The sequence below is a fragment of the Ochrobactrum sp. XJ1 genome (assembly GCF_024701725.1).
Classification (GTDB): Bacteria; Pseudomonadota; Alphaproteobacteria; order Rhizobiales; family Rhizobiaceae; genus Brucella; species Brucella anthropi.
The window spans coordinates 390722-410011 of record NZ_VDGD01000005.1 but is presented as its reverse complement, the minus strand read 5'-3'; the positions used below and the strand labels follow the sequence as shown (position 1 = coordinate 410011).

Genomic DNA, 19290 nt, shown 5'->3' with positions numbered 1-19290 from the left:
CGTCGCCGTCAAACACTTTCAACCAACCAAAGGGACGAACCAACCTGCCGCTAGCAGCGTCGCCGCCCTCGTTGTGGCGCCATATAGACCCCATCATTCCAAACTGTCAACGCAGTTTCGTAAAAAAGAAGGAATTTTCTTTCCACAGGCCAACTTGAAAAAGGCCGCTCAAAGCGGCTCTTTTCAAAAACACACATATTATGATCGCGATACTCTATTCGGGTTCGTATTCGCGAACACCGTCGTCCTTGGCAAACAACACACATGGCCCCTGAGACCCCCGTGGATCATACGCATATCCCTTCGCCGCTAGCGCATGCATCATATCCCGGATGCCAGCCAAGCCATAAAGGTGATCATGTAATTCAAGGAAGATGCGCTCCACACCCGTCAAATCGGCGTTTTGCAGCAGGTGATGCTCAGCGCCTTCGATATCCATGACAAGAACATTGATACCGTGGCGAGTGATGAACTCGTCAATATTGGTCGAGGACAATTCTATAGCGTGTTCGTATGGCCCTTGATTCTCATCCATGGATGACATCCAGAGGTCACGCCGCACATAGAAGCGGAAAGAGCGGGGTTCGCCTGCAGTAAGAATCCCTTGGGAAAGCACAACATTGTTGATGCCGTTGGCATCGATTACACGCTGAGCAAGCGCTGCAGTAGACGGGTTAGCCTCGAAAGCCCAAACAGACACCTCGGCAATCTTGGCAATAATCGATGTGATAATTCCGATGCCTGAGCCGAGCTCCAGCACGCGATCTCCCGGCTTCACTGCCTTGAAAATCGAACGCGCTTCTTTGGCTTCATAGCTGCCGCTCATCAAAGCCTGCCAGATAACCGGCGAAACTTCGTCAGATGCGATCGGCACGTTAATCCCATGTACTTTCAGCAATTCCTACGCCCCAGTTCCCCAGCATTGGAGCATTGCGTCCGAACGAACGACCAAATGCGCCCCAATTTATTGAAAGCATCACACGTAACTTTACGATGTGATTAGCATATGAACATAAACTGATTTGCGTATCTGATGCCAGTTGTCACACCGCTATATCGTCAGCGATTTGATGCATGACCGACCGCCTTGACGTCCTGCCCACTCCGACCATGAAGATGTTTGAGTTTTGAAGCTGGCATCGGCCTACCTATGAGGTAACCCTGAACTTGATCGCATCCCAACCGCTTCAGGCACTCGAACTGCTCCTCGGTTTCAATGCCTTCTGCAATTGTTACCATTCTGAGGCTGCGCCCGACCCCAGTTACGAGTTCGACAATCGCCAGTGCGTCCGGTCGCGTTGTCACATCGCGTACGAAAGATCGATCAATCTTGATCTTGTCGAAGGGGAACCCGCTGAGACTGCCAAGCGAGGAATAGCCTGTTCCGAAATCGTCCATCGCGATCTGGATACCCAATGCTTTTAGCTGGCGTAGAGTGCTCAAGGTCTGCTCATTTTTGTCCAGCAGAACTGATTCTGTGATCTCGAGCTCCAACCGATTCGCTTCGAGGCCGCTTTGCTCCAGGGCATCGATAACGCTTTGAATGAGGTTCAGGCTGCGAAACTGAACAGGAGAGAGGTTGACTGCGATCTTGAGCGGCTTATTCCAATGAGCAGCTTCAAGACAGGCCGTCTTGAGCACCCAATCCCCTAGCGCGTGAATAAAGCCAATCTTCTCGGCCACGGGAATAAACTCTACCGGTGAAACTGCCCCCCGGATAGGGTGAGTCCAACGGAGCAAAGCCTCATAACCGCATATCTCACGCGTTATGGTGCAGGCTTGCGGCTGATAGTAAACTTCCATTTCACCATTCTCCAGTGCCTTCTGAAGATCGGCCTCAAATGACTTCTTCTCCCGCAAACGCGTCTGCATCTGCGATTTGAATACGCTCGCATGACCAGGCCCGAGAGCCTTTGCCTCATAAAGCGCCAAATCGGCATGTTTGAAAAGTTCCTCCGTGTCGGGTTCACCCTCGGAGATTGCGACACCGACACAGGTTCCGATTTTGATTTCCAGCTCGCCGACATGATAAGGCTGGCTGATCACGTCCATCAGGCGATCCGCAAGTTCCAGTGCTTCCTCTTCCCGTAATCCCGTGGAAAGCACGGCAAACTCGTCCCCACCCAGGCGACACACCATGTCACCTCGTTCGCCGAGTTTGGTAAGACGTCGTGCAACTGCCTGCAACAGTGCGTCGCCAACATCATGCCCAAGCGTATCGTTTACGTCCTTGAACCCATCGAGATCCAGAAGAAGAATAATGGCCGACTGGCTTCCCGTCTGTGCGGCTTCAAGCCTTTTCTCCAAATCCTGCCGGAACAGGACACGATTGGGCAATCCGGTCAGCGCATCGTGATGTGCATCGTGCTCCAGTCGAAAATTCTGCGACTGCAGTTCACCTGTCGCTTGCCGAAGATCGCTTGTCAGGCGTTGCATGCTGCCATGCGCCCGATCAAGAAGCTTGTTGTGACGCAGCAGAAGAATAACGAGCACGACGCCGCAGAGAATGAGGCCCGCCGCCAATCCGGTGTAGATGAGATGCAACTGGCGAACCTCTGCCTGGGCAGCATCGATAAGTCCGACATCATACTCAACTGCAGATGACGCAAGCGCTGTCATCGGACCATCAAGCGCACTCATTAATTGCAGATGGGTTTTGACCTCGTCTGCATCAAGTTTATCCAGCTGGACGTCAAGTGCCTGAAGAACGTCGCTTAACTTCAAAAAGAGATCGCGTCGCCGCTGATCGTTTTGAATGAAGGAGCGCAGATTGCCTTGCTGCAACAGTTCCAGTCGCCCGAGCATAATATCGAGGCGAAGCCGCACTTCGTCGCGCGTTTCTTCGTTCATATCCAGGACGTATCCAGCCAGAACATGCTCAAGCCGCATATATTCCGATACTGTCTGACCAACAGCCCAGGAATCATTATAACGGGAGAATTTCTGAAGCGCTGTCTGTCGTTCGGCAATGACATAGGCGATATAGGCCGTTGCCACCACGAAACAACAGATAATGACGCCTAGAATTCGTCTCACACTTTGCCTCTATTCAACTATCAGCTTGGCAACCTGCCACGCAGAACGTGTGTAATAGGTCTGGCTTTGGAGCTGTGGGTCGCTGTCATACGGGTAAATAATAAACAATGGTCCTTTATCGCGAACCGGCATGTAATTGCCATCTCGTTTCATGGCAAGAATAACATTGAACTTCTTGAAGTCTTCCATCGGTAACGAGCTAACATAATCGTTCAACGCTACCGCAGTCACTTTCGTTCCCTTGGCGCCGACAAGCGTCATAAGCTTGTCCATCGACACGCCGTCAAAACGCACACGACCATCATACCATGGATTTGCCGTTTCTACGGTCACCAAACCCAGGGCCTCCAGCATATCCCGGTCAAATTGTGCTGTATCGCCAACATTTGTATTCGAAATATTGCCGGATATGACCAGAATCGGCTTACCCGTCGGTTTGGCCAGCGGTTCAGCAGCGGCCCCGGATAGCCAGACGAAAGGCAAGAGCAGACAGGCAAGGACTCGAATTAGTTTCATTGCATTTCTCCATGATAAATTAGACCAATAAAGAGAATTGCCTAAATCAACGTGAAGATCGCACGAGTCTTGTATTTTTTCATGTTCTTATGCAATAAAAATGAAATATCGGCGTCAAGCTTGCCGCAACGTAACTTCAAACGACCGCAGTTAGTGAATTACCCTAATGTTAGATCGTTTTTATTGGATAGTAACGCTTTTAATATGCCGTATCAGCTGAGCACTAGGTCAATCAGGCTCAATTCGTGCCGTTAAAAACAAAAAGGACAACGTGATTGACGCTGCCCTTTGGAGAAATTGGATAGTTATTTTCTCTTCAACCGACTAGTTCTCCGCCGGTCATTGGCTCAGGAACCCCGGTTGTGCTCGGAAAACTGATAGGCAAACCGCGCAAGACTCGCACTGCGAGGAAAGCAAAACATTCAGCTTCTACAGCATCGCCTCGCCAGCCAAGCGTTTCGACAGGCACGAGTTCCACCTTGGCGCGCTCGACCAGCATATGCATCATGGTTGGATTGCGACGACCACCGCCACTGACTGCAAGCCGTTTCGGCCGACGCGGCAGAATGTCCAGAGCCTTCCCCACCGCTGAGGTCGTGAACGCGGTCAATGTCGCCGCGCCATTTTCCTCGTTCAGGCCGTCGGCCATCGTCTCGGTAAAGTCGAAGCGATCCAACGACTTGGGATACGGAGCAATCAAATAGGGGTGCTTGAGCAGTTCGGCGAGCCGGTCTTCGTCTACCTTACCTTTTGCTGCCAGTACCCCGTCGCGGTCCATTTCGCCCAATCCCCGCTTTTTCATAAAGTCATTGATAGGCGCATTGGCTGGACCGGTATCGAATGCCACAAGTGCGTCATCACCATCCCACCAGGTGATGTTACCGACACCACCGAGATTGAGAATCGCAGTATTGCCACTCGCATCGGCACTGCGCAGCAAGGCAGCATGATAGACGGCCGCAAGCGGAGCACCCTGCCCGCCAGCACGAATATCTGCCGTCCGGAAATCATAAGCCACTTTAGTAGCGAGCAGTTGGCTCATAAGCCTTCCATCGCCAAGCTGCCTTGTATCACCAAGCCTGCCTGCCTGCGGTGCACGATGCAAAACCGTCTGCCCGTGGAAACCGACAACGCCGATATCCGCCATCGACAGCCCGCTTTCCTCAACCAGTTCGCGCACAGCCGCAGACTGGGCGCGTGTCAGCGCTTCCTCTGCCTCAGCAAAAATCGCAGGTTCCGCACCTTCAAAATTCCAGACGCGAGCCTCGGCCTGCGCCTGTTCGAGAAGATCACGAATCCAACGCGGATAAGGTTTCAACGCGTAAGCGCCGAATTCCGCAATGGTTTCGCCATCAGTTTTCAACAGGGCAACATCGATGTTTCCATCAAGAACGGTACCGGTCATCAGGCCAACGGCCCATATTGGCTGCATAGACGTCTCCTATCCCAATGAAATTGCGTCGCCGACACCCTGACGCAGCGCCAGAATACCGCTGTCAAAGTGACGTGTCGGATGAATACGATTGGTGAGCAAGGTCCATGCCCTGCCCGCTTCAAAATCAATCCACAAGCCGGTTCCCGTGAAACCGGTATGCCCGATTGTATCCTTCGAATTGAAATTGCCCCCCGACCAACCGTCATAAGGTCGTTCCCAGCCATGCGTGCGGGTGGCGGATAGTGGTTGGCGCATGTGTTCGATAACGTTTTGCGATGCACCCGTGCCGTCAAGCAAGCCAAGCGCAAAATCAAGTATGGACGCAGCCGTACCGAACAGACCCGCATGCGCCGCACCCTGCAACGCTGAACAATTGTCGTCGTGCACCTCACCGCAGAGCACACGATTGCGCCAAGTGCAATCTTCGGTAGCGGCACTAATCTCCGGCTCCGCGGAAAAGGCAAAGCCTTCGCCGGGGTCCATCTCGCGAATGGTCTTGCCGTAAAATCTTTCCATCGCAAAACCGAGCAGAATGAAATTGATGTCTGAATAAACCAGCGCGGATTCTCTCCATTCGCGTTGCAATACGAATGCGCGCAACAATTCCGGATCCCGTCCATATGTGTAGATCGGTTCGACCGACGGAAATGGCGTCTGGTGGCCGAGACATTCACGAAAGGTGACTTTGCGCTCCCAGGCATCATTATCATATTGCCGAAGATCCGGAAGCAACGTGATCAATGGTGCATCGAGGTCAATGACACCTTCCTCGGCCAGCGTAAGGATGCGAGGTGTCGTGAAAATCACTTTGGTCAGCGAGGCGAGATCGAACCACGTATCGGTTGTCATCGCGCGCCGGGCCGGAATGATCTGCGCATAGCCAGTCGCCCGGACAGCCCGGTTGCCGGAGAGATCGACCATTCCGAGCACCCCTCCCGGAATACGGCCTGAGTCGCACGCACCTGTCAGAAGGCTGAAAGCTTTTTCAAAGCGAGCCGTAAAAGCAGTATCGACGGAGTGGCGGACATTCGGTTCTGCCATGATAGTTATGCCTCGGTCCGGGCCATGTGATCATGACCATATGTCTGCCAGTTTGCCGGTGCCGGCTCATATCCCAGCGGGCGTACGAGTGAAGGCACTTGTCGCGTATCGAGGGTAAAATGTTCGTTGCGCCGATCAATACTTGGAACGGCAGAGATCAGCCGCTTCGTATAGGAGTGTTTTGGTGCAGACAGGATGGAAGCGGCATCGCCAATTTCCACGATCTGCCCAGCATAAACGACGGCGATGCGGTGCGCGATACGCTCCACTACCGCCATATCATGCGACACGAACAGATAGGCGAGACCACGTTCCTTCTGGAGATCGATCAACAGCTCCAGCACTTTCGCCTGTACGGATACGTCGAGAGCTGAGACGGCTTCGTCGAGTACCACCACTGAAGGATTCAGCATCAAGGCGCGGGCAATACAAAGCCGCTGGCGCTGCCCGCCGGAAAACTCGTGCGGATAGCGTTCCAGACTGTTTGCAGGCAGCCCCACCCGGTCAAGCAACTGCAGCATCTTCTGTCGTGTTTCCGGCCCGTCGCGCCCGCCAGCAGCTATGACCGGCTCAGCAAGAATGCTATCGATACGCAGACGAGGATTAAGCGATGCATAGGGATTTTGAAAAACCATCTGCACAGAAGATGAATTTCGAGTGTCGGCGGTATCTGTTACACCGACTTCAAGCTTGCCGCGTGACGCTTTGACGAGCCCGAGAATCGCCCGCGCAGTCGTCGACTTACCCGAACCACTCTCCCCTACGACCGCCAGTGTTTCGCCCGGAACAAGATCGAAATCGACACTCTCCACGGCATGAACTGCACCAAGTCTGCGGCCAAGAATGCCGCCCTTGACGGGGAACCGGACTGTGAGCCCTTCCACAGCCAGAATTGGGTTCGTTCCGGGTTTGGCCGCTCGTACGTTATCCGTTCGTACCGCCTTGCCGCTTTCAAAATGTGGCACAGCCTTCAGGAGATGCTGCGTGTAAGGATGCTGAGGCTGATCGAGAACGACATTCAGTTCACCTTGCTCCACTGCCTCGCCGTGTTGCATGACCATGATCTTGTCGGCCATACCTGCGACCAGACCAATGTCATGAGTGATAAAGATCATCGCCATGCCGGTTTCGCGCTTCAGCTCTGCCAGAAGTGCCATGATCTGTGCCTGTACCGTAACATCGAGCGCTGTGGTCGGCTCATCGGCGATCATGAGGCGCGGATTGCAGGCAAGCGCCGTTGCAATCATCACCCGTTGCAGCATACCGCCGGAAAGCTGGTTCGGGCAGTATTTGAGACGCCGTGCAGCATCCGGAATGCGTACGCGATCAAGTACGTCCTTGGCAGCGGAAGCTGCCTGCTTGCCGGTAAGTCCACGGTGAAGACGAAACGATTCCTCAATCTGTGTCCCGATAGTGAGCACTGGATTGAGTGACGTCATGGGCTCCTGAAAAATCATGCCGATTTCCGCGCCACGGACTTTCGTCAGCTCAGCTTCATTCGCGGTCGCAAGATCGATGGTAATACCGTTCGCGCGATTCAACTCGATCGTTCCATCGATAATGTGCCCGCCGCCAAAGTCCACAAGACGATTGATCGACAAGGCCGTTACAGATTTACCGGAACCGCTTTCCCCGACAATCGCCAGCGTTTCCCCGGCGGCGAGATCGAAACTCACACCGCGCACAATCTCATTGGCTTCAGGATTGCGCCCGAAACCGACACGAAGGTTTGAGACGGACAGAAGCTTGTTCATGCCGCTACCCTCCGCATTCTGGGATCGAGAATGTCGCGCAGAGCATCACCCAGAAGGTTGAAGCCAAGTATACCGATCATGATCGCCAGTCCCGGAAATGCCAGCAGCCATGGCGCGGTTTCCATGAGATTGCGCGCATCTGCCAGCATGAGACCAAGCGACGAAGCCGGCGGCTGCGTGCCGAGACCGAGGAAGCTCAAGCCTGCTTCAGTCAGCAGCGACCAAGCAAGCGCCAAGGTGATCTGGACGGTCAGAGGCGCGACCAGATTAAGCAGCAGATGGCGCGAAAGGATATAACGGTTGCCACTGTGGAACGTACGCGCTGCATCAACAAATTCACGTGTTTTGATCGACAAAGCCGGACCACGCACAACCCGCGTAAAAATCGGGGTGTAGACGATGGCGATGGCGGCGATACTTGTTCCTGTTCCCGGTCCGACAACGGCGATGATCAGAAGCGCAAGCAAGATTGCCGGGAATGCCAGAAGCACGTCCATGACGCGCATGACAGTTCCATCCCACCACCGCCCAAACCATGCCGCAGTCAATCCCAGAACGGTGCCCGTGATGGCGGCAATTCCGACCGCAGAAAAGCCAACGATGAAGGATTGCGCGATGCCTGCCATCAGGCGGCTCATGACGTCACGACCGAACAGGTCAGTTCCCATCCAGTGGGCAGCACTTGGAGGACGCAGCCTGTCTATCCGGTACTGCATCAACGGGTCATGCGGCGTAAAACCGAAATACCCCAGAAACGCGACGATCAGATAGATCAATACGATGAACCCGCCGATACGACCACTCGGATGAGCAAAAACGGAACGCAATATCTGCATTAGTTTTCCCCCAGACGAATGCGCGGATCGAGCGCAACGTAAAGAAGATCAACAAGCAGATTGACGATCATGAAGTTGAACGCGATGAAGAGAATACTACCCTGTACCAGCGCATAGTCGCGCTGCAATATGGCATCCAGCACCATGCGTCCGAGCCCCGGCAGAGCATAGATCTGCTCGACCAGCACAGCTCCGCCCAGAAGGTAACCGAATTCTACACCACTCAGCGTCACCACAGGGATGAGTGCGTTCGGCAATGCGTGTCGCCAGATGACAGAGCGAGCCGAGGCACCCTTGCTGCGGGCAGTGCGAACATAATCATCACTTAGAACATCCAGCATAGCCGAACGCGATATACGTGTGACCGACGCCGCAAATGCACAGCCGAGCGTTATGGCGGGCAAAATCATCTGTAGAAAATTCTGCCACGGATTTACCCATAGCGGCGTGAATTCGCCCATAGTCGGCAACACACCGAACCCTGCCGAAAGAATATAAATGAAGAGGAGACCAAGAACGAAGCTCGGAGTCGACTGCCCGATCATTGCAAAAATGCGGACCACGAGATCGGACATTTTCTCGTTGCGCGTTGCTGCATAAACCCCGGCCGGGAGGCCGATGAGCAAGGCAATAATCATCGACATCAATGCCAGCTGCAGTGTCAGCGGGAAGCGTTCCAAAATAACTGTCAGAACTGGCTTCCCGAATGTGACCGAGACGCCCAGATTACCTTGCACTACGTCACCGAGCCAACGCCAGTACTGTGTGGTCCAGTTTTGGTCGATACCAAAATATTGCGCCAGAGACTGCCGCTGTTCCGGCGTCAGCAGCCCTGCTTCCGTTCCAAGCATAGCCGTAATGGAATCACCTGGAACCATACGGATCGCGACGAAGACAAGGATCGACACCCCCAGCATAACCAGGGGAAATGTCAGCAGCCGACGTGTCAGATAATTCATGTCAGATTACTCACGGCCTGCCGTCAAGGAAGGCACTGGAAAGCCACGCCTCCATATTGAAGACGTGGCGGATTTCATGACGTCACTGCCCGATCTGCAGCTTGGTTACGCCGAACAGCGAACCGGTAGCGCGAGGCTCAAAACCGGTAACGTTCTTCTGGTAGGCGACGTAGTTGTTGGCCGTATAAAGCCATATCCAAGGAGAAACTTCTGTTATGTGCTTTTCGAAATCAGAGAAGATAAGCTTGCGTTTTTCAGGATCAGTTTCAGCTCTTCCCTTTTGCATCAGATCGTCAAGCGTATCGTCAATATACTGTGCGACTTTCTGCAGGTTACCTGCCTTTGTCCAGTAACGGCCATACATTGTATAGGGATCAGCCGAACCACCGTTAAGCGCCACCGCCATGTCGAAGTCGCCCTTCAACCACGTATCAACATAGACGTTGAGTTCCATCATGCGGATATCGAGCTTGATACCGATCTCGGCGAGTTGCGACTGGAGAACTTGGGCTTCAGCCGCAGCGGTTGCAGGTTCTCCATTCGCAGCAATGATAGTTGCCGAAAAACCATCCGCATAACCGGCATCCGCCATCAGCTTCTTCGCTTTTTCGACATCGCGCTTGTAGCAGAAGAGCGTGTTTGGATCGCTCGCATAGGCGGGCATTGTCAGCGGGCCCGTTACCTTGCCTTCACCGAGCAAGGCTGTATCGAGCACATCTTGACGATCAACAGCGCAGGAGATTGCCTGACGCACGGCCAGTTCCGTCATCGGCTTGCGCGACGGGTTCAACTGCAGGACATGATAAGCAAGAGCCGGAGTGCGCACCAGTTCCAGAGCGCTTTCGTTTGGCACCATCGTTGCGACCAGCGGGTCGTTGAGGAGCGCAAAGTCGATCTGCTTGGCGCGAAGCGCCGCAAGAATTGCTGTTTCGTCCGGCAGGACACTGATATTGATCCCGTCGATCGCTATTTTACCGCCCGCCCAGTCGGGATTGGCTTTCAGCACTTCCTTGGAATTCGGTTCCCAGCGCTCAAGGATGAATGGACCCGACCCAACAGTTTTCGTACCTATAGTTCCAGCCTTGATCTCGCTTTCTGGAACGACTGCCGCATTGATGCTGGCGATTGCAGCCAATAGCGGAACGTCAGGCTGGGAGAGTTTGAAGACGACCGTTTCAGCATCCGGCGTTTCAATAGCAGAAATGGAACCGAAATTCGCACGCGCGACGGCGCCTGTCTTTTCATCCAGAATGCGCTCGAAGGAGGCCTTCACATCGGCTGGCGTTACCGGCTGACCGTTCTGAAATTTCGCATTCTTGTCGAGCTTGAATGTGAGAACCTTTCCGCCTTCGGAAAATTCCCAGCTTTTGGCAATGGCAGGCGCGATCTGAAGGTCGGAACCAAGACGGACGAGCGGCTCATAGATGAGCTCGAGCAGACGAATCGATGAGAATGCTGGCTGCTTATGCGGATCGAGGCCCGTGGCATCCTGCGACCAAGCCATTCGGAGCGTCGCGGCAAAAGCCGTCGAAACACCTAATCCACCAAAGCTTCCAATGCTCAACGCTATTGCGGCCGCGCCTGCAATAAGGCTTTTCTTGAAACTCGCTCCCATTTTCTTCCCTCGCAAATGACTGCAATGCTAATGTCCGACTGCTTCCCCGCTTCGGCTCACGCTTTATTGGCATTTATTGCCTGTCTAAGAAATCCCCCAGCATTCTTTAATGCCTTTCTTGCCTCATCCACTGGCATTCCGGTGATCGTGATGAGGATCGCAAGCTTGACCTCATTATCCGTCAAAGCGAGAACGCGTTTTGCCTCCCCCGCCCCGCAACCGGTTGCCTGCATGACAATTCGCGATGCCCGCGCGACAAGCTTATTGTTGGTGGCACTGACGTCCACCATGAGATTCTCGTATGTCTTCCCTATTCGGATCATGCTCGCCGTCGTCAGCATATTAAGAACGAGCTTCTGCGCCGTACCGGACTTGAGCCGCGTCGAGCCCGTCAGTATTTCTGGCCCGACAACCGGCGATATCGCGATTTCAGCCATGGTCGCAATGGTCGAATCGGGATTGCAGGAGAGCGCCACGGTCGTAGCGCCGATCGATGCTGCGTAGGCGAGACCGCCTATTACATAGGGCGTTCGCCCGCTAACGGCGATTCCCACGACAACATCGCGCGAAGTTAGACCTATGTTGCGCAGATCAGATTCCCCGAGCGACGGATCATCTTCTGCCCCTTCGATTGCATGTTGCAATGCATCCACGCCGCCTGCAATCAGCCCGATCACCATGCCTTCCGGTACGCTGAAAGTCGGCGGACATTCCGATGCATCGAGAACGCCAAGACGTCCGCTTGTTCCTGCGCCCAAATAAATCAGCCGGCCGCCAACCCGAAATGCGTCGACGATCTTATCGACGGCCTGGGCGACCTGAGGCAGCACCTGCTCAACAGCAGCGGGAACCAGATGATCCTCGTCGTTGATGCGGCGTACGATAGCAAGGCTCGACAAGAGATCGATATCCATCGTGCGTGGGTTTCGCTCTTCAGAAACCAGCCTATCCAGTTCAGATAACAACGCCTGTTCCGTCATGCCTCTGCCTGCTTATCGAGCAGCGTTCAAAACGCGCCGCCTTATGGTTAACAAATGTTAGGATTATAAATTCCATCAGTCAATCAAAATAAGGAATAAATTATTCCTTATTTGCAGAAGCCATGTTTCGCGCAAGAATGATCGCACCGGAAACCGCATCACCGTCGGCAGGTTTCAACCGTCGGCGGACGTCTGGCGCCAACCACGGTTCAAGTGGGGAAGCAAGCCCGCCAAGCAAGGTCACGCGCGGCGCCCCCTTTTCGAAAAGCGCGCGTACGATAGTATCTATGTGGCCCGCAGCCGCCTGAACGATACGGCGTGCCGCTGCATCTCCCTGGTCCGCATGACGCATGACCATAGGCGCCAGAGACGCATATTCTGTAGCGGTTGCGCGGTCCATCCACGCCACAGCGTCCATCGGGGTCTGATTAAAGCGCTCCATAACCTCGTAGAGAAGCGGCGTACGCTCGATCCGATCATCATAAGCCTGAAGGGCCTGTTGAATCGCTGACAGCCCCAGAAAAGCACCACTACCCTCGTCGGAAATTGGAAAGCCGTAGCCTCCGACGCGAATGTCGATACCATTCACGAAGCCGAGACCAATTGAGCCGGTCCCGGCAATAACGATAGCCCCATCACTACCCGAATGTGCACCGAGACATGCGCCTTTGCCGTCACTCATGAAATGAATACTCGAAAAGGGATGCTGTATAGCCTGAAGTGCTTCGAGCGCACCTTGCCTGCCTATGCCCGCCAGCCCAACGCCTGCATGTGTTCTGGCCAACTCTTCAGCACCCAGGCCCGCCTCGCTGATTGCTGCGTCAAACGCACGTGCGATGGATTCCCACGCCTTGTCTATCCCGAGCCGTGTAGTTGCCGGGCCAGACAATCCTTGTCCCAGCACATTGCCGGTCTCATTTTCCAGCCGGGCTCGACAGCCCGTACCGCCGCCATCCACACCAAGATAGAACTGATCTTTCCCAACCCTGTCCGACGTCATTCTGACAGCCGTTCTATATCTGCACCGCAAAGCTTCAGTTTGCGGTCAAGCTGTTCATATCCACGATCCAGATGATAGATACGATTAACGACAGTTTCTCCGTCGGCCACGAGTGCTGCAAGAACAAGTGACACGGACGCCCGCAAATCCGTTGCCATAACCTGTGCGCCATGCAGCGGGCGTCCGCCGCGTACCAGCGCAGTTGTTCCCTGCAGTTTGATGTCGACGCCAAGCCGCATCAGTTCCGGCACATGCATGAACCGGCTTTCGAACACCGTTTCGCGAATGAGCGATGCTCCTTCGGCACAAGCCGTCAGCGCCATGAACTGGGCCTGCAAATCCGTCGGGAAACCCGGATAGGGTTCGGTCGTCAGATCTGCGCCACGCAAGGAGCCGTTGCGCGAAACAACCAGACCGCGATCGCTTGGCCAAACGCTGACGCCCATCGTTTCAAGCACCTGCACAACAGACGCGAGATGTTCAAGACGGGCATGCGTGAGTTCGAGCGTGCCGCCTGTAATGGCGGCAGCAACAGCGTAAGTTCCGGCCTCGATACGATCCGGTATGCCGTGGTGGCGGGCAGTCCGCCAAGATGTATCGCCCTGGATCAGAATGCGATGCGTACCCGCTCCTTCAATCTGCGCACCCATGCCCCCGAGACATGCGGCGAGGTCGCCAATTTCCGGCTCACGAGCCGCGTTCAATATTTCCGTTTCGCCACGAGCGGAAGTTGCCGCCATCATCGCCGTCGCCGTCGCGCCAACAGAAGGCGTTGGCAAAACAATCCGGCTTCCGATCAGGCCGTTATCAGTCGAAGCCACGATCCAGCCGCGATCAATGGACACATCTGCGCCAAGTGTTGCGAGCGCTTTCAAGTGCATATCCACGGGACGCGCACCGATGGCACACCCGCCCGGCAAGGAAACACGAACCTTGCCCAGTCTCGCCAACAAGGGTGCCAGCACCAGAACCGTCGCACGCATTCGTCTTACAGTGTCATAAGGAGTTTCTCCTCCGACAACATCTGTGGCGGTTATTGTCGTCGAGTGCGGCGCGCGGGAGACCTGTACTCCATGTGACTGCACGACATTGAGCATGTTTTCGACATCACTCACCGCTGGGAGGTTGGTAAGTTCAACAGGGTGAGGGCTTAACAAGGAGGCCGCGATCTGAGGCAGCGCGGCGTTTTTTGCACCGGAGATATTGACTGCTCCCTGCAATGGTCGTCCACCGACAATTCGCAATCGTTCCATGTCTCTCCACCATGTCCTCTCTTGCGGATTGTTAGCTCATTCCGTAAATTTTAAAAGATTGGAATTTTATATTCCAAATCAATTTCGGTTGTCTTATGAGGCAAGGCAACCGAATATCGAGCCCTCCGGCGCCGGAATGGGGAATAATCGCGCATGTCGATCCTGCAAAAGATCAACGCCAAACTGAACGAATTGACTGTTGCAGACCGAAAGATCGGCCAGTTCATCGTCGATCATCCAGAACAGGTATTGAAGCTTTCCTCTTCCGCGCTCGCGGTCGCAACCGGTCGGAGTCAATCCAGTGTCGTCAAGTTCAGTCAGAAGTTCGGGTTTAACGGATATCAAGAACTTAAACTCGCCGTTAGTGAGGCGCGCGCCAAGGAATGGCAGGTTCCGGCAGGCATGGTCCATGGCAGCATTGAGACCGGGGACAGCTATATCACGGTTCTGCAGAAGCTTATCGGCAGTAAACTGCAATCCATGCAGCAGACGATTTCCGCCAACAATGAACAAGGTATCGACGGCGCTTTGCAAGCCCTGATCAGCGCCCGGCGTATCCACCTCGCCGGCGTCGGCGCATCGTCACTCGTCGCACGCGATTTTTCTTACAAGCTGATGAAGCTCGGTCGCAATGTGATGCACGACAGCGATAGTCACATCCAGATGGCCAATGTTTCCACATTGCACGAGGGTGACGTTCTGTTTGCCCTTTCCTATTCAGGAACGAGCATTGAAACCCTTCGCATTGCTGAACAGGCTAAAAAATGGGGAGCGACTGTGATTGCCGTCACAGGCCTCAACGAGAACCCGCTCAATAAGATCGCCGACATTCGTCTGTACACAGTCGCAGACGAAGAACGCGTTCGCTCATCATCGATCACCGCACGCGATGCACAACTGGTTCTGACCGATTTGCTTTTTATCCTGCTATTTCAGCGACAACAGGATGCCAATGACTACGTACATAAAAGCGAAGCGGCAGTGTCTTCGCTGAAAATATAAGCGGTTGGATCAATCAATAATAGCTGCTGCGGCGAGGCTCGCGAAGGCAGCAAGGAATGCCACTGCGACAGCACCGACCTTTGTGAAAAGATTGAACATGTCGCCAGGCGTTTCACGGTTGGACATGTTGAGATAGACCAACGCAGCGACGATGATGACAATCGAAAAACCGAAAGCGGAAACCCACTGCCATATCTCGGACATGAAACCTCACAAACGCTGAACTCATTTTGAAACTGCGCGAATTATATCAAAACATTATTACTACAGTGTGATGTCACTTAATGTTTCACATTCAAGCCTGCAATGTACCATAGGACGTTTAGTCCGGTAATCATCAATTTGTGATCGCTTACCTCTCTCATGCTGTTGCGGGAATGGTCTCGCATCTGTCGCAATAAATGCTGAAAAACGAACTCGACATCGTGTTTCGCCGATCGTCCATGCAGTCCTGCATTTTTGAACACAAGAGCAGAGAGATTACTTTCAGACGGCGCAAGCCGTGATATATCTGGCGACAAGCGAGCTGCTTTCAGACACAGGCTTGCGCACAAACAAAATCACAAAGGTATGCATTATGACTTCACCGTCATCTCCTCCGCGGATCGAACAGGAAGAGCGCCTGGAACGACTGGCATTGTTGCAAGGCAAGTTGAGAGAGCGCGGGATTGGCGGCCTTCTCCTTGGGCCAACGGCAAGTTTGCGTTATTATACCGGGCTTGTTTGGCACATCAGCGAACGTTTTCTGGGTGCCCTCGTCACACCGTCGGAAGTCATTTATATCGTTCCCGGCTTTGAACAGAGCCGCGTCGAAAGCCTGCCGCATCTGCCAGGAGAAATCCGTGTTTGGCAGGAGGAAGAAAGTAGCGCAGCGCTGATAGCATCACTCATTCCGGCAAGTGCTACACTTGCCGTGGACGATGCCGTGCCGCTGTTCGTCTATAATGCCCTTAAACAGGAAATCTCGCCGGAGCGCTTGCTTGACGGCGGCGAACTGATCCGTGAACAGCGCATCTGCAAGTCAACCAATGAAATCGCTATTATTCAGTACGCGATGGATCTGACGCTTGAAGTTCATCGCCGCGCGCATGCACTGATCAAGCCCGGCATTGCCGCAAGCGAAGTGGTGCGCTTTATCGATGAACAGCACCGTGCCCTCGGCGCCGCAGGCGGCTCGACATTCTGCATCGTCTCGTTCGGAACGGCGACTTCGTTGCCACATGGCGCAGATGGCGAACAGTTCTATCAGCCCGGCGACGTTATCCTTGTGGATACCGGGTGCCGGATTGATGGCTATCACTCCGATCTCACGCGCACCTACATGCTGGACGATCCAAGCGCAGAGTTTTCGCGCATATGGGCAATTGAACGCGAAGCACAGCAAGCCGTTTTTGACGCAGCAAAGCTTGGTGCGGCTTGTTCAACCCTTGACGATGCAGCACGCGCTACGCTCGTGAAGCATGGATTGGGACCGGATTATGCGCTACCCGGCCTTCCGCATCGAGCCGGTCACGGCCTTGGTCTGGAAATTCATGAGGCCCCATACATCGTTCGTGGCAATTCGCTCCCGCTCGCTGAAGGCATGTGCTTTTCCAACGAACCGATGATCGTAGTCCCGGACCAGTTCGGTATTCGTCTGGAAGACCATATCCATATGACGGCGACCGGACCAAAATGGTTCACCCAACCAGCGAAAGGCCCAACCGAACCTTTCACATAATGCCGTAACTACTGCTATCGATTGCCGGGTATTCCCGCCCAGCTTTCCGATTGCTTTTCGCCAATACCGATCAGATCAATGGCTCGTGCCGCGATCTGATCGGCTACTTCATCGACCGATTGGGGTTTGAAGTAAAAGGCCGGAACCGGCGGCATCACAATCGCGCCCATTTCTGTCACCGTGCACATGTTGCGCAGGTGGACCAGATGCAGCGGCGTTTCCCGCGCGATCAGGACCAGCCTGCGCCGCTCCTTCAAATGAACGTCCGCAGCGCGGGTTAACAGACTGTCGCTGTGCCCCGTTGCGATCGCCGCGAGCGTCCGCATGGAGCACGGCGCAACGATCATACCGGCCGTTGCGACTGATCCGCTTGCAATCAGTGCACCTATATCGCTGACGGAATAACTTCTGTGCGCCAGCCTGTGCAGAAGCGCATAGCCGTCAGGACCCAACTCGTGGCGCAATGTGTGTTGCGCTGCGTCCGATACGACCAAATGGGTCTCGACATCGCTTAAAGCAGAAAGCTGTTCCAGCAGTTTGAGCGGGATGAGAGCGCCCGATGCGCCGGAAATGCCAACAACAACCCGTTTCATCGTATGCTTTCCTTACTCAACCCAAGCTCGCCCCACATTGCATCCACGCAGGCGATTACATCGTCGCTCATCTTCAGCACCGCACCCCATTCCCGGTCAGTTTCCGTACCGATTTTGTTGGTCGCATCAAGTCCGAGCTTCCCGCCCAGACCTGAGCGCGGCGACGCGAAATCGAGATAATCCACTGGTGTGTCGGTAAGCGTGATGACATCGCGACTGGCATCGAAGCGTGTGGCAAGTGCCCACATGACGTCATCCCAGTTGCGAACATTTATGTCGGGATCGACGGCGATTATGAGCTTCGTGTAACTGAACTGTGGCAGCATCGACCAAAGCCCCATCATCACCCGCCGCGCCTGACCGGGATAGCGCTTGTCAATCGAAACGACTATTGCCCGATAGGAACAGGCCGCTGGAGGCAGCCACAGATCGGCGATTTCCGGGAACTGCTTTCGTACAATTGGCACGAACAGCTCGTTCATCACTTCGCCAAGTCTTGAGGGTTCATCCGGCGGGCGACCAGTATAGGTCGAAAGATAGACCGGGTTTTTCCGCATGGTCATCGCTGCGACCTGCATGACCGGAAATTCCTCAACGCTATTGTAATAGCCCGTGTGATCACCATAAGGCCCCTCTGGCGCTGTCACTGATGCAGAAACTCGTCCTTCCAGAATGATTTCAGCGTTAGCGGGCACGGAGAGCGGCACAGTGTGCGCATCAACGACGGAAGGCCTGCGTTCAGCAAGCAGGCCCGAGAAGGCCAGTTCGCTCATCCCTTCAGGCAAGGGCATAACGGCTGCAAGGATTGTCGCCGGATCGGCCCCGATAGCAACAGCAACAGGCATATCCTCGCCTCGCTTTTGCCACATGCGGTGATGACGCGCACCGCCGCGATGGGCGAGCCAGCGCATGATCAACTTATCCCGGCCAAGCTTCTGCATCCGGTAAATTCCGACATTTACGTCGGATGGATCGTCTGGTGCCCGTGTGATAACCAGCGGCCAGGTAACAAGCGGCGCAGGCTCTCCCGGCCAACACCACTGGATCGGTAGTAGATCGAGGTTGACTGCTTCGCCTTCCAATATCGTCGCCTGCACCGATGCGCGTCGGACCTGCCGAGGACGCATATTCAATGCTGCCTTTGCCAAAGGCAGCTTGCTCCATATTTCCCCTGCTGAACGGGGCGGCTTTGGTGCACGCAGTTCCGCAAGCATCTCCGCAAGATCTGGAATTTCCTCGACGACACGACCAAGTCCCAATGCAATACGTCGCGCGGAACCAAAAAGATTGGCCACGAGTGGAATTGAATGTTGATGACCGTCTGCATCGACCGGTTGTTCGAAGAGTAATGCCGGACCATCCACTTCGAGCACACGCTTGTGGATTTCTGTTATTTCCTGGACGAGTGAGACCGGACGTTTGATCCGAATGAGATCGTTGCCCCGTTCAAGCTCCGACAAAAAGCTTTGCAGGCAGTCGTAATGTGACGGAAGAGAGCGAGCCGTTTTCATGCCCCTAGTTTTGAATATCGAATTCTTTCGCCGTCTTTG

At 54.4% G+C, this 19290-nt stretch carries 17 protein-coding genes; 2 read left to right on the top strand and 15 right to left on the bottom strand.

Features of this window, described 5'->3' with window-relative positions; translation table 11 throughout:
- Nucleotides 1-214: 214 nt before the first annotated feature.
- The 12 genes from FG152_RS11625 to murA all read right to left on the bottom strand — a co-directional run bounded on the left by FG152_RS11625 (nucleotide 215) and on the right by murA (nucleotide 14425).
- Nucleotides 215-898: an FkbM family methyltransferase gene (locus FG152_RS11625; RefSeq protein ID WP_012092577.1), complete on the bottom strand. Its 684-nt coding sequence runs from the start codon at nucleotides 896-898 to the stop codon at nucleotides 215-217.
- Between the two features lie 161 nt (nucleotides 899-1059).
- Complete coding sequence (locus FG152_RS11620) at nucleotides 1060-3036, bottom strand: putative bifunctional diguanylate cyclase/phosphodiesterase (RefSeq protein WP_012092576.1); 1977 nt, start codon at nucleotides 3034-3036, stop codon at nucleotides 1060-1062.
- Between the two features lie 9 nt (nucleotides 3037-3045).
- A complete protein-coding gene (locus FG152_RS11615; protein WP_010661764.1) occupies nucleotides 3046-3552 on the bottom strand; it encodes a putative pterin-binding protein in 507 nt (168 codons plus the stop codon).
- Between the two features lie 316 nt (nucleotides 3553-3868).
- Nucleotides 3869-4984 (bottom strand): anhydro-N-acetylmuramic acid kinase, encoded by a 1116-nt coding sequence (locus tag FG152_RS11610; RefSeq protein WP_010661763.1) that lies wholly within the window; start codon nucleotides 4982-4984, stop codon nucleotides 3869-3871.
- A 9-nt stretch (nucleotides 4985-4993) separates the two neighbouring features.
- The gene (locus FG152_RS11605; protein ID WP_010661762.1) at nucleotides 4994-6028 is read right to left on the bottom strand and encodes a serine hydrolase domain-containing protein; all 1035 of its coding nucleotides are present in this window, start codon (nucleotides 6026-6028) and stop codon (nucleotides 4994-4996) included.
- Nucleotides 6029-6033: 5 nt separating this feature from the next.
- Nucleotides 6034-7782: an ABC transporter ATP-binding protein gene (locus FG152_RS11600; RefSeq protein WP_010661761.1), complete on the bottom strand. Its 1749-nt coding sequence runs from the start codon at nucleotides 7780-7782 to the stop codon at nucleotides 6034-6036.
- Nucleotides 7779-8618, bottom strand: a complete 840-nt coding sequence (locus FG152_RS11595; RefSeq protein ID WP_010661760.1) for an ABC transporter permease — start codon at nucleotides 8616-8618, stop codon at nucleotides 7779-7781. Before FG152_RS11595 ends, FG152_RS11600 begins: the two co-directional genes overlap by 4 nt.
- Nucleotides 8618-9577, bottom strand: coding sequence for an ABC transporter permease (locus FG152_RS11590; RefSeq protein WP_010661759.1), 960 nt, complete (start codon nucleotides 9575-9577; stop codon nucleotides 8618-8620). Before FG152_RS11590 ends, FG152_RS11595 begins: the two co-directional genes overlap by 1 nt.
- Before the next feature lie 82 nt (nucleotides 9578-9659).
- Nucleotides 9660-11192, bottom strand: a complete 1533-nt coding sequence (locus FG152_RS11585) for an ABC transporter substrate-binding protein (protein WP_010661758.1) — start codon at nucleotides 11190-11192, stop codon at nucleotides 9660-9662.
- 56 nt (nucleotides 11193-11248) lie between these two features.
- The gene (gene murQ, locus FG152_RS11580) at nucleotides 11249-12172 is read right to left on the bottom strand and encodes an N-acetylmuramic acid 6-phosphate etherase (RefSeq protein ID WP_010661757.1); all 924 of its coding nucleotides are present in this window, start codon (nucleotides 12170-12172) and stop codon (nucleotides 11249-11251) included.
- 100 nt (nucleotides 12173-12272) lie between these two features.
- The gene (locus FG152_RS11575; RefSeq protein ID WP_010661756.1) at nucleotides 12273-13172 is read right to left on the bottom strand and encodes a glucosamine kinase nucleotide-binding domain-containing protein; all 900 of its coding nucleotides are present in this window, start codon (nucleotides 13170-13172) and stop codon (nucleotides 12273-12275) included.
- Nucleotides 13169-14425, bottom strand: a complete 1257-nt coding sequence (gene murA, locus FG152_RS11570) for a UDP-N-acetylglucosamine 1-carboxyvinyltransferase (RefSeq protein ID WP_029376327.1) — start codon at nucleotides 14423-14425, stop codon at nucleotides 13169-13171. Before murA ends, FG152_RS11575 begins: the two co-directional genes overlap by 4 nt.
- Before the next feature lie 153 nt (nucleotides 14426-14578).
- Between murA and FG152_RS11565 the strand changes: the two genes are divergently transcribed.
- On the top strand, nucleotides 14579-15427 hold the full coding sequence (locus FG152_RS11565) for a MurR/RpiR family transcriptional regulator (protein WP_010661754.1): 849 nt from the start codon (nucleotides 14579-14581) through the stop codon (nucleotides 15425-15427).
- A gap of 9 nt (nucleotides 15428-15436) precedes the next feature.
- Here FG152_RS11565 and FG152_RS11560 read toward each other — a convergent pair whose 3' ends face one another.
- Nucleotides 15437-15631: a hypothetical protein gene (locus tag FG152_RS11560; protein WP_010661753.1), complete on the bottom strand. Its 195-nt coding sequence runs from the start codon at nucleotides 15629-15631 to the stop codon at nucleotides 15437-15439.
- Nucleotides 15632-16004: 373 nt separating this feature from the next.
- On the opposite strand from FG152_RS11560, the gene FG152_RS11555 reads away from it, so the two are divergent.
- Complete coding sequence (locus FG152_RS11555; RefSeq protein ID WP_105529418.1) at nucleotides 16005-17147, top strand: M24 family metallopeptidase; 1143 nt, start codon at nucleotides 16005-16007, stop codon at nucleotides 17145-17147.
- A 14-nt stretch (nucleotides 17148-17161) separates the two neighbouring features.
- Here the strand turns inward: FG152_RS11555 and FG152_RS11550 are convergent, their stop codons facing one another.
- Nucleotides 17162-17740, bottom strand: coding sequence for a UbiX family flavin prenyltransferase (locus FG152_RS11550; protein ID WP_010661751.1), 579 nt, complete (start codon nucleotides 17738-17740; stop codon nucleotides 17162-17164).
- Nucleotides 17737-19251 (bottom strand): UbiD family decarboxylase, encoded by a 1515-nt coding sequence (locus tag FG152_RS11545; protein WP_010661750.1) that lies wholly within the window; start codon nucleotides 19249-19251, stop codon nucleotides 17737-17739. Before FG152_RS11545 ends, FG152_RS11550 begins: the two co-directional genes overlap by 4 nt.
- Nucleotides 19252-19290: the final 39 nt, after the last annotated feature.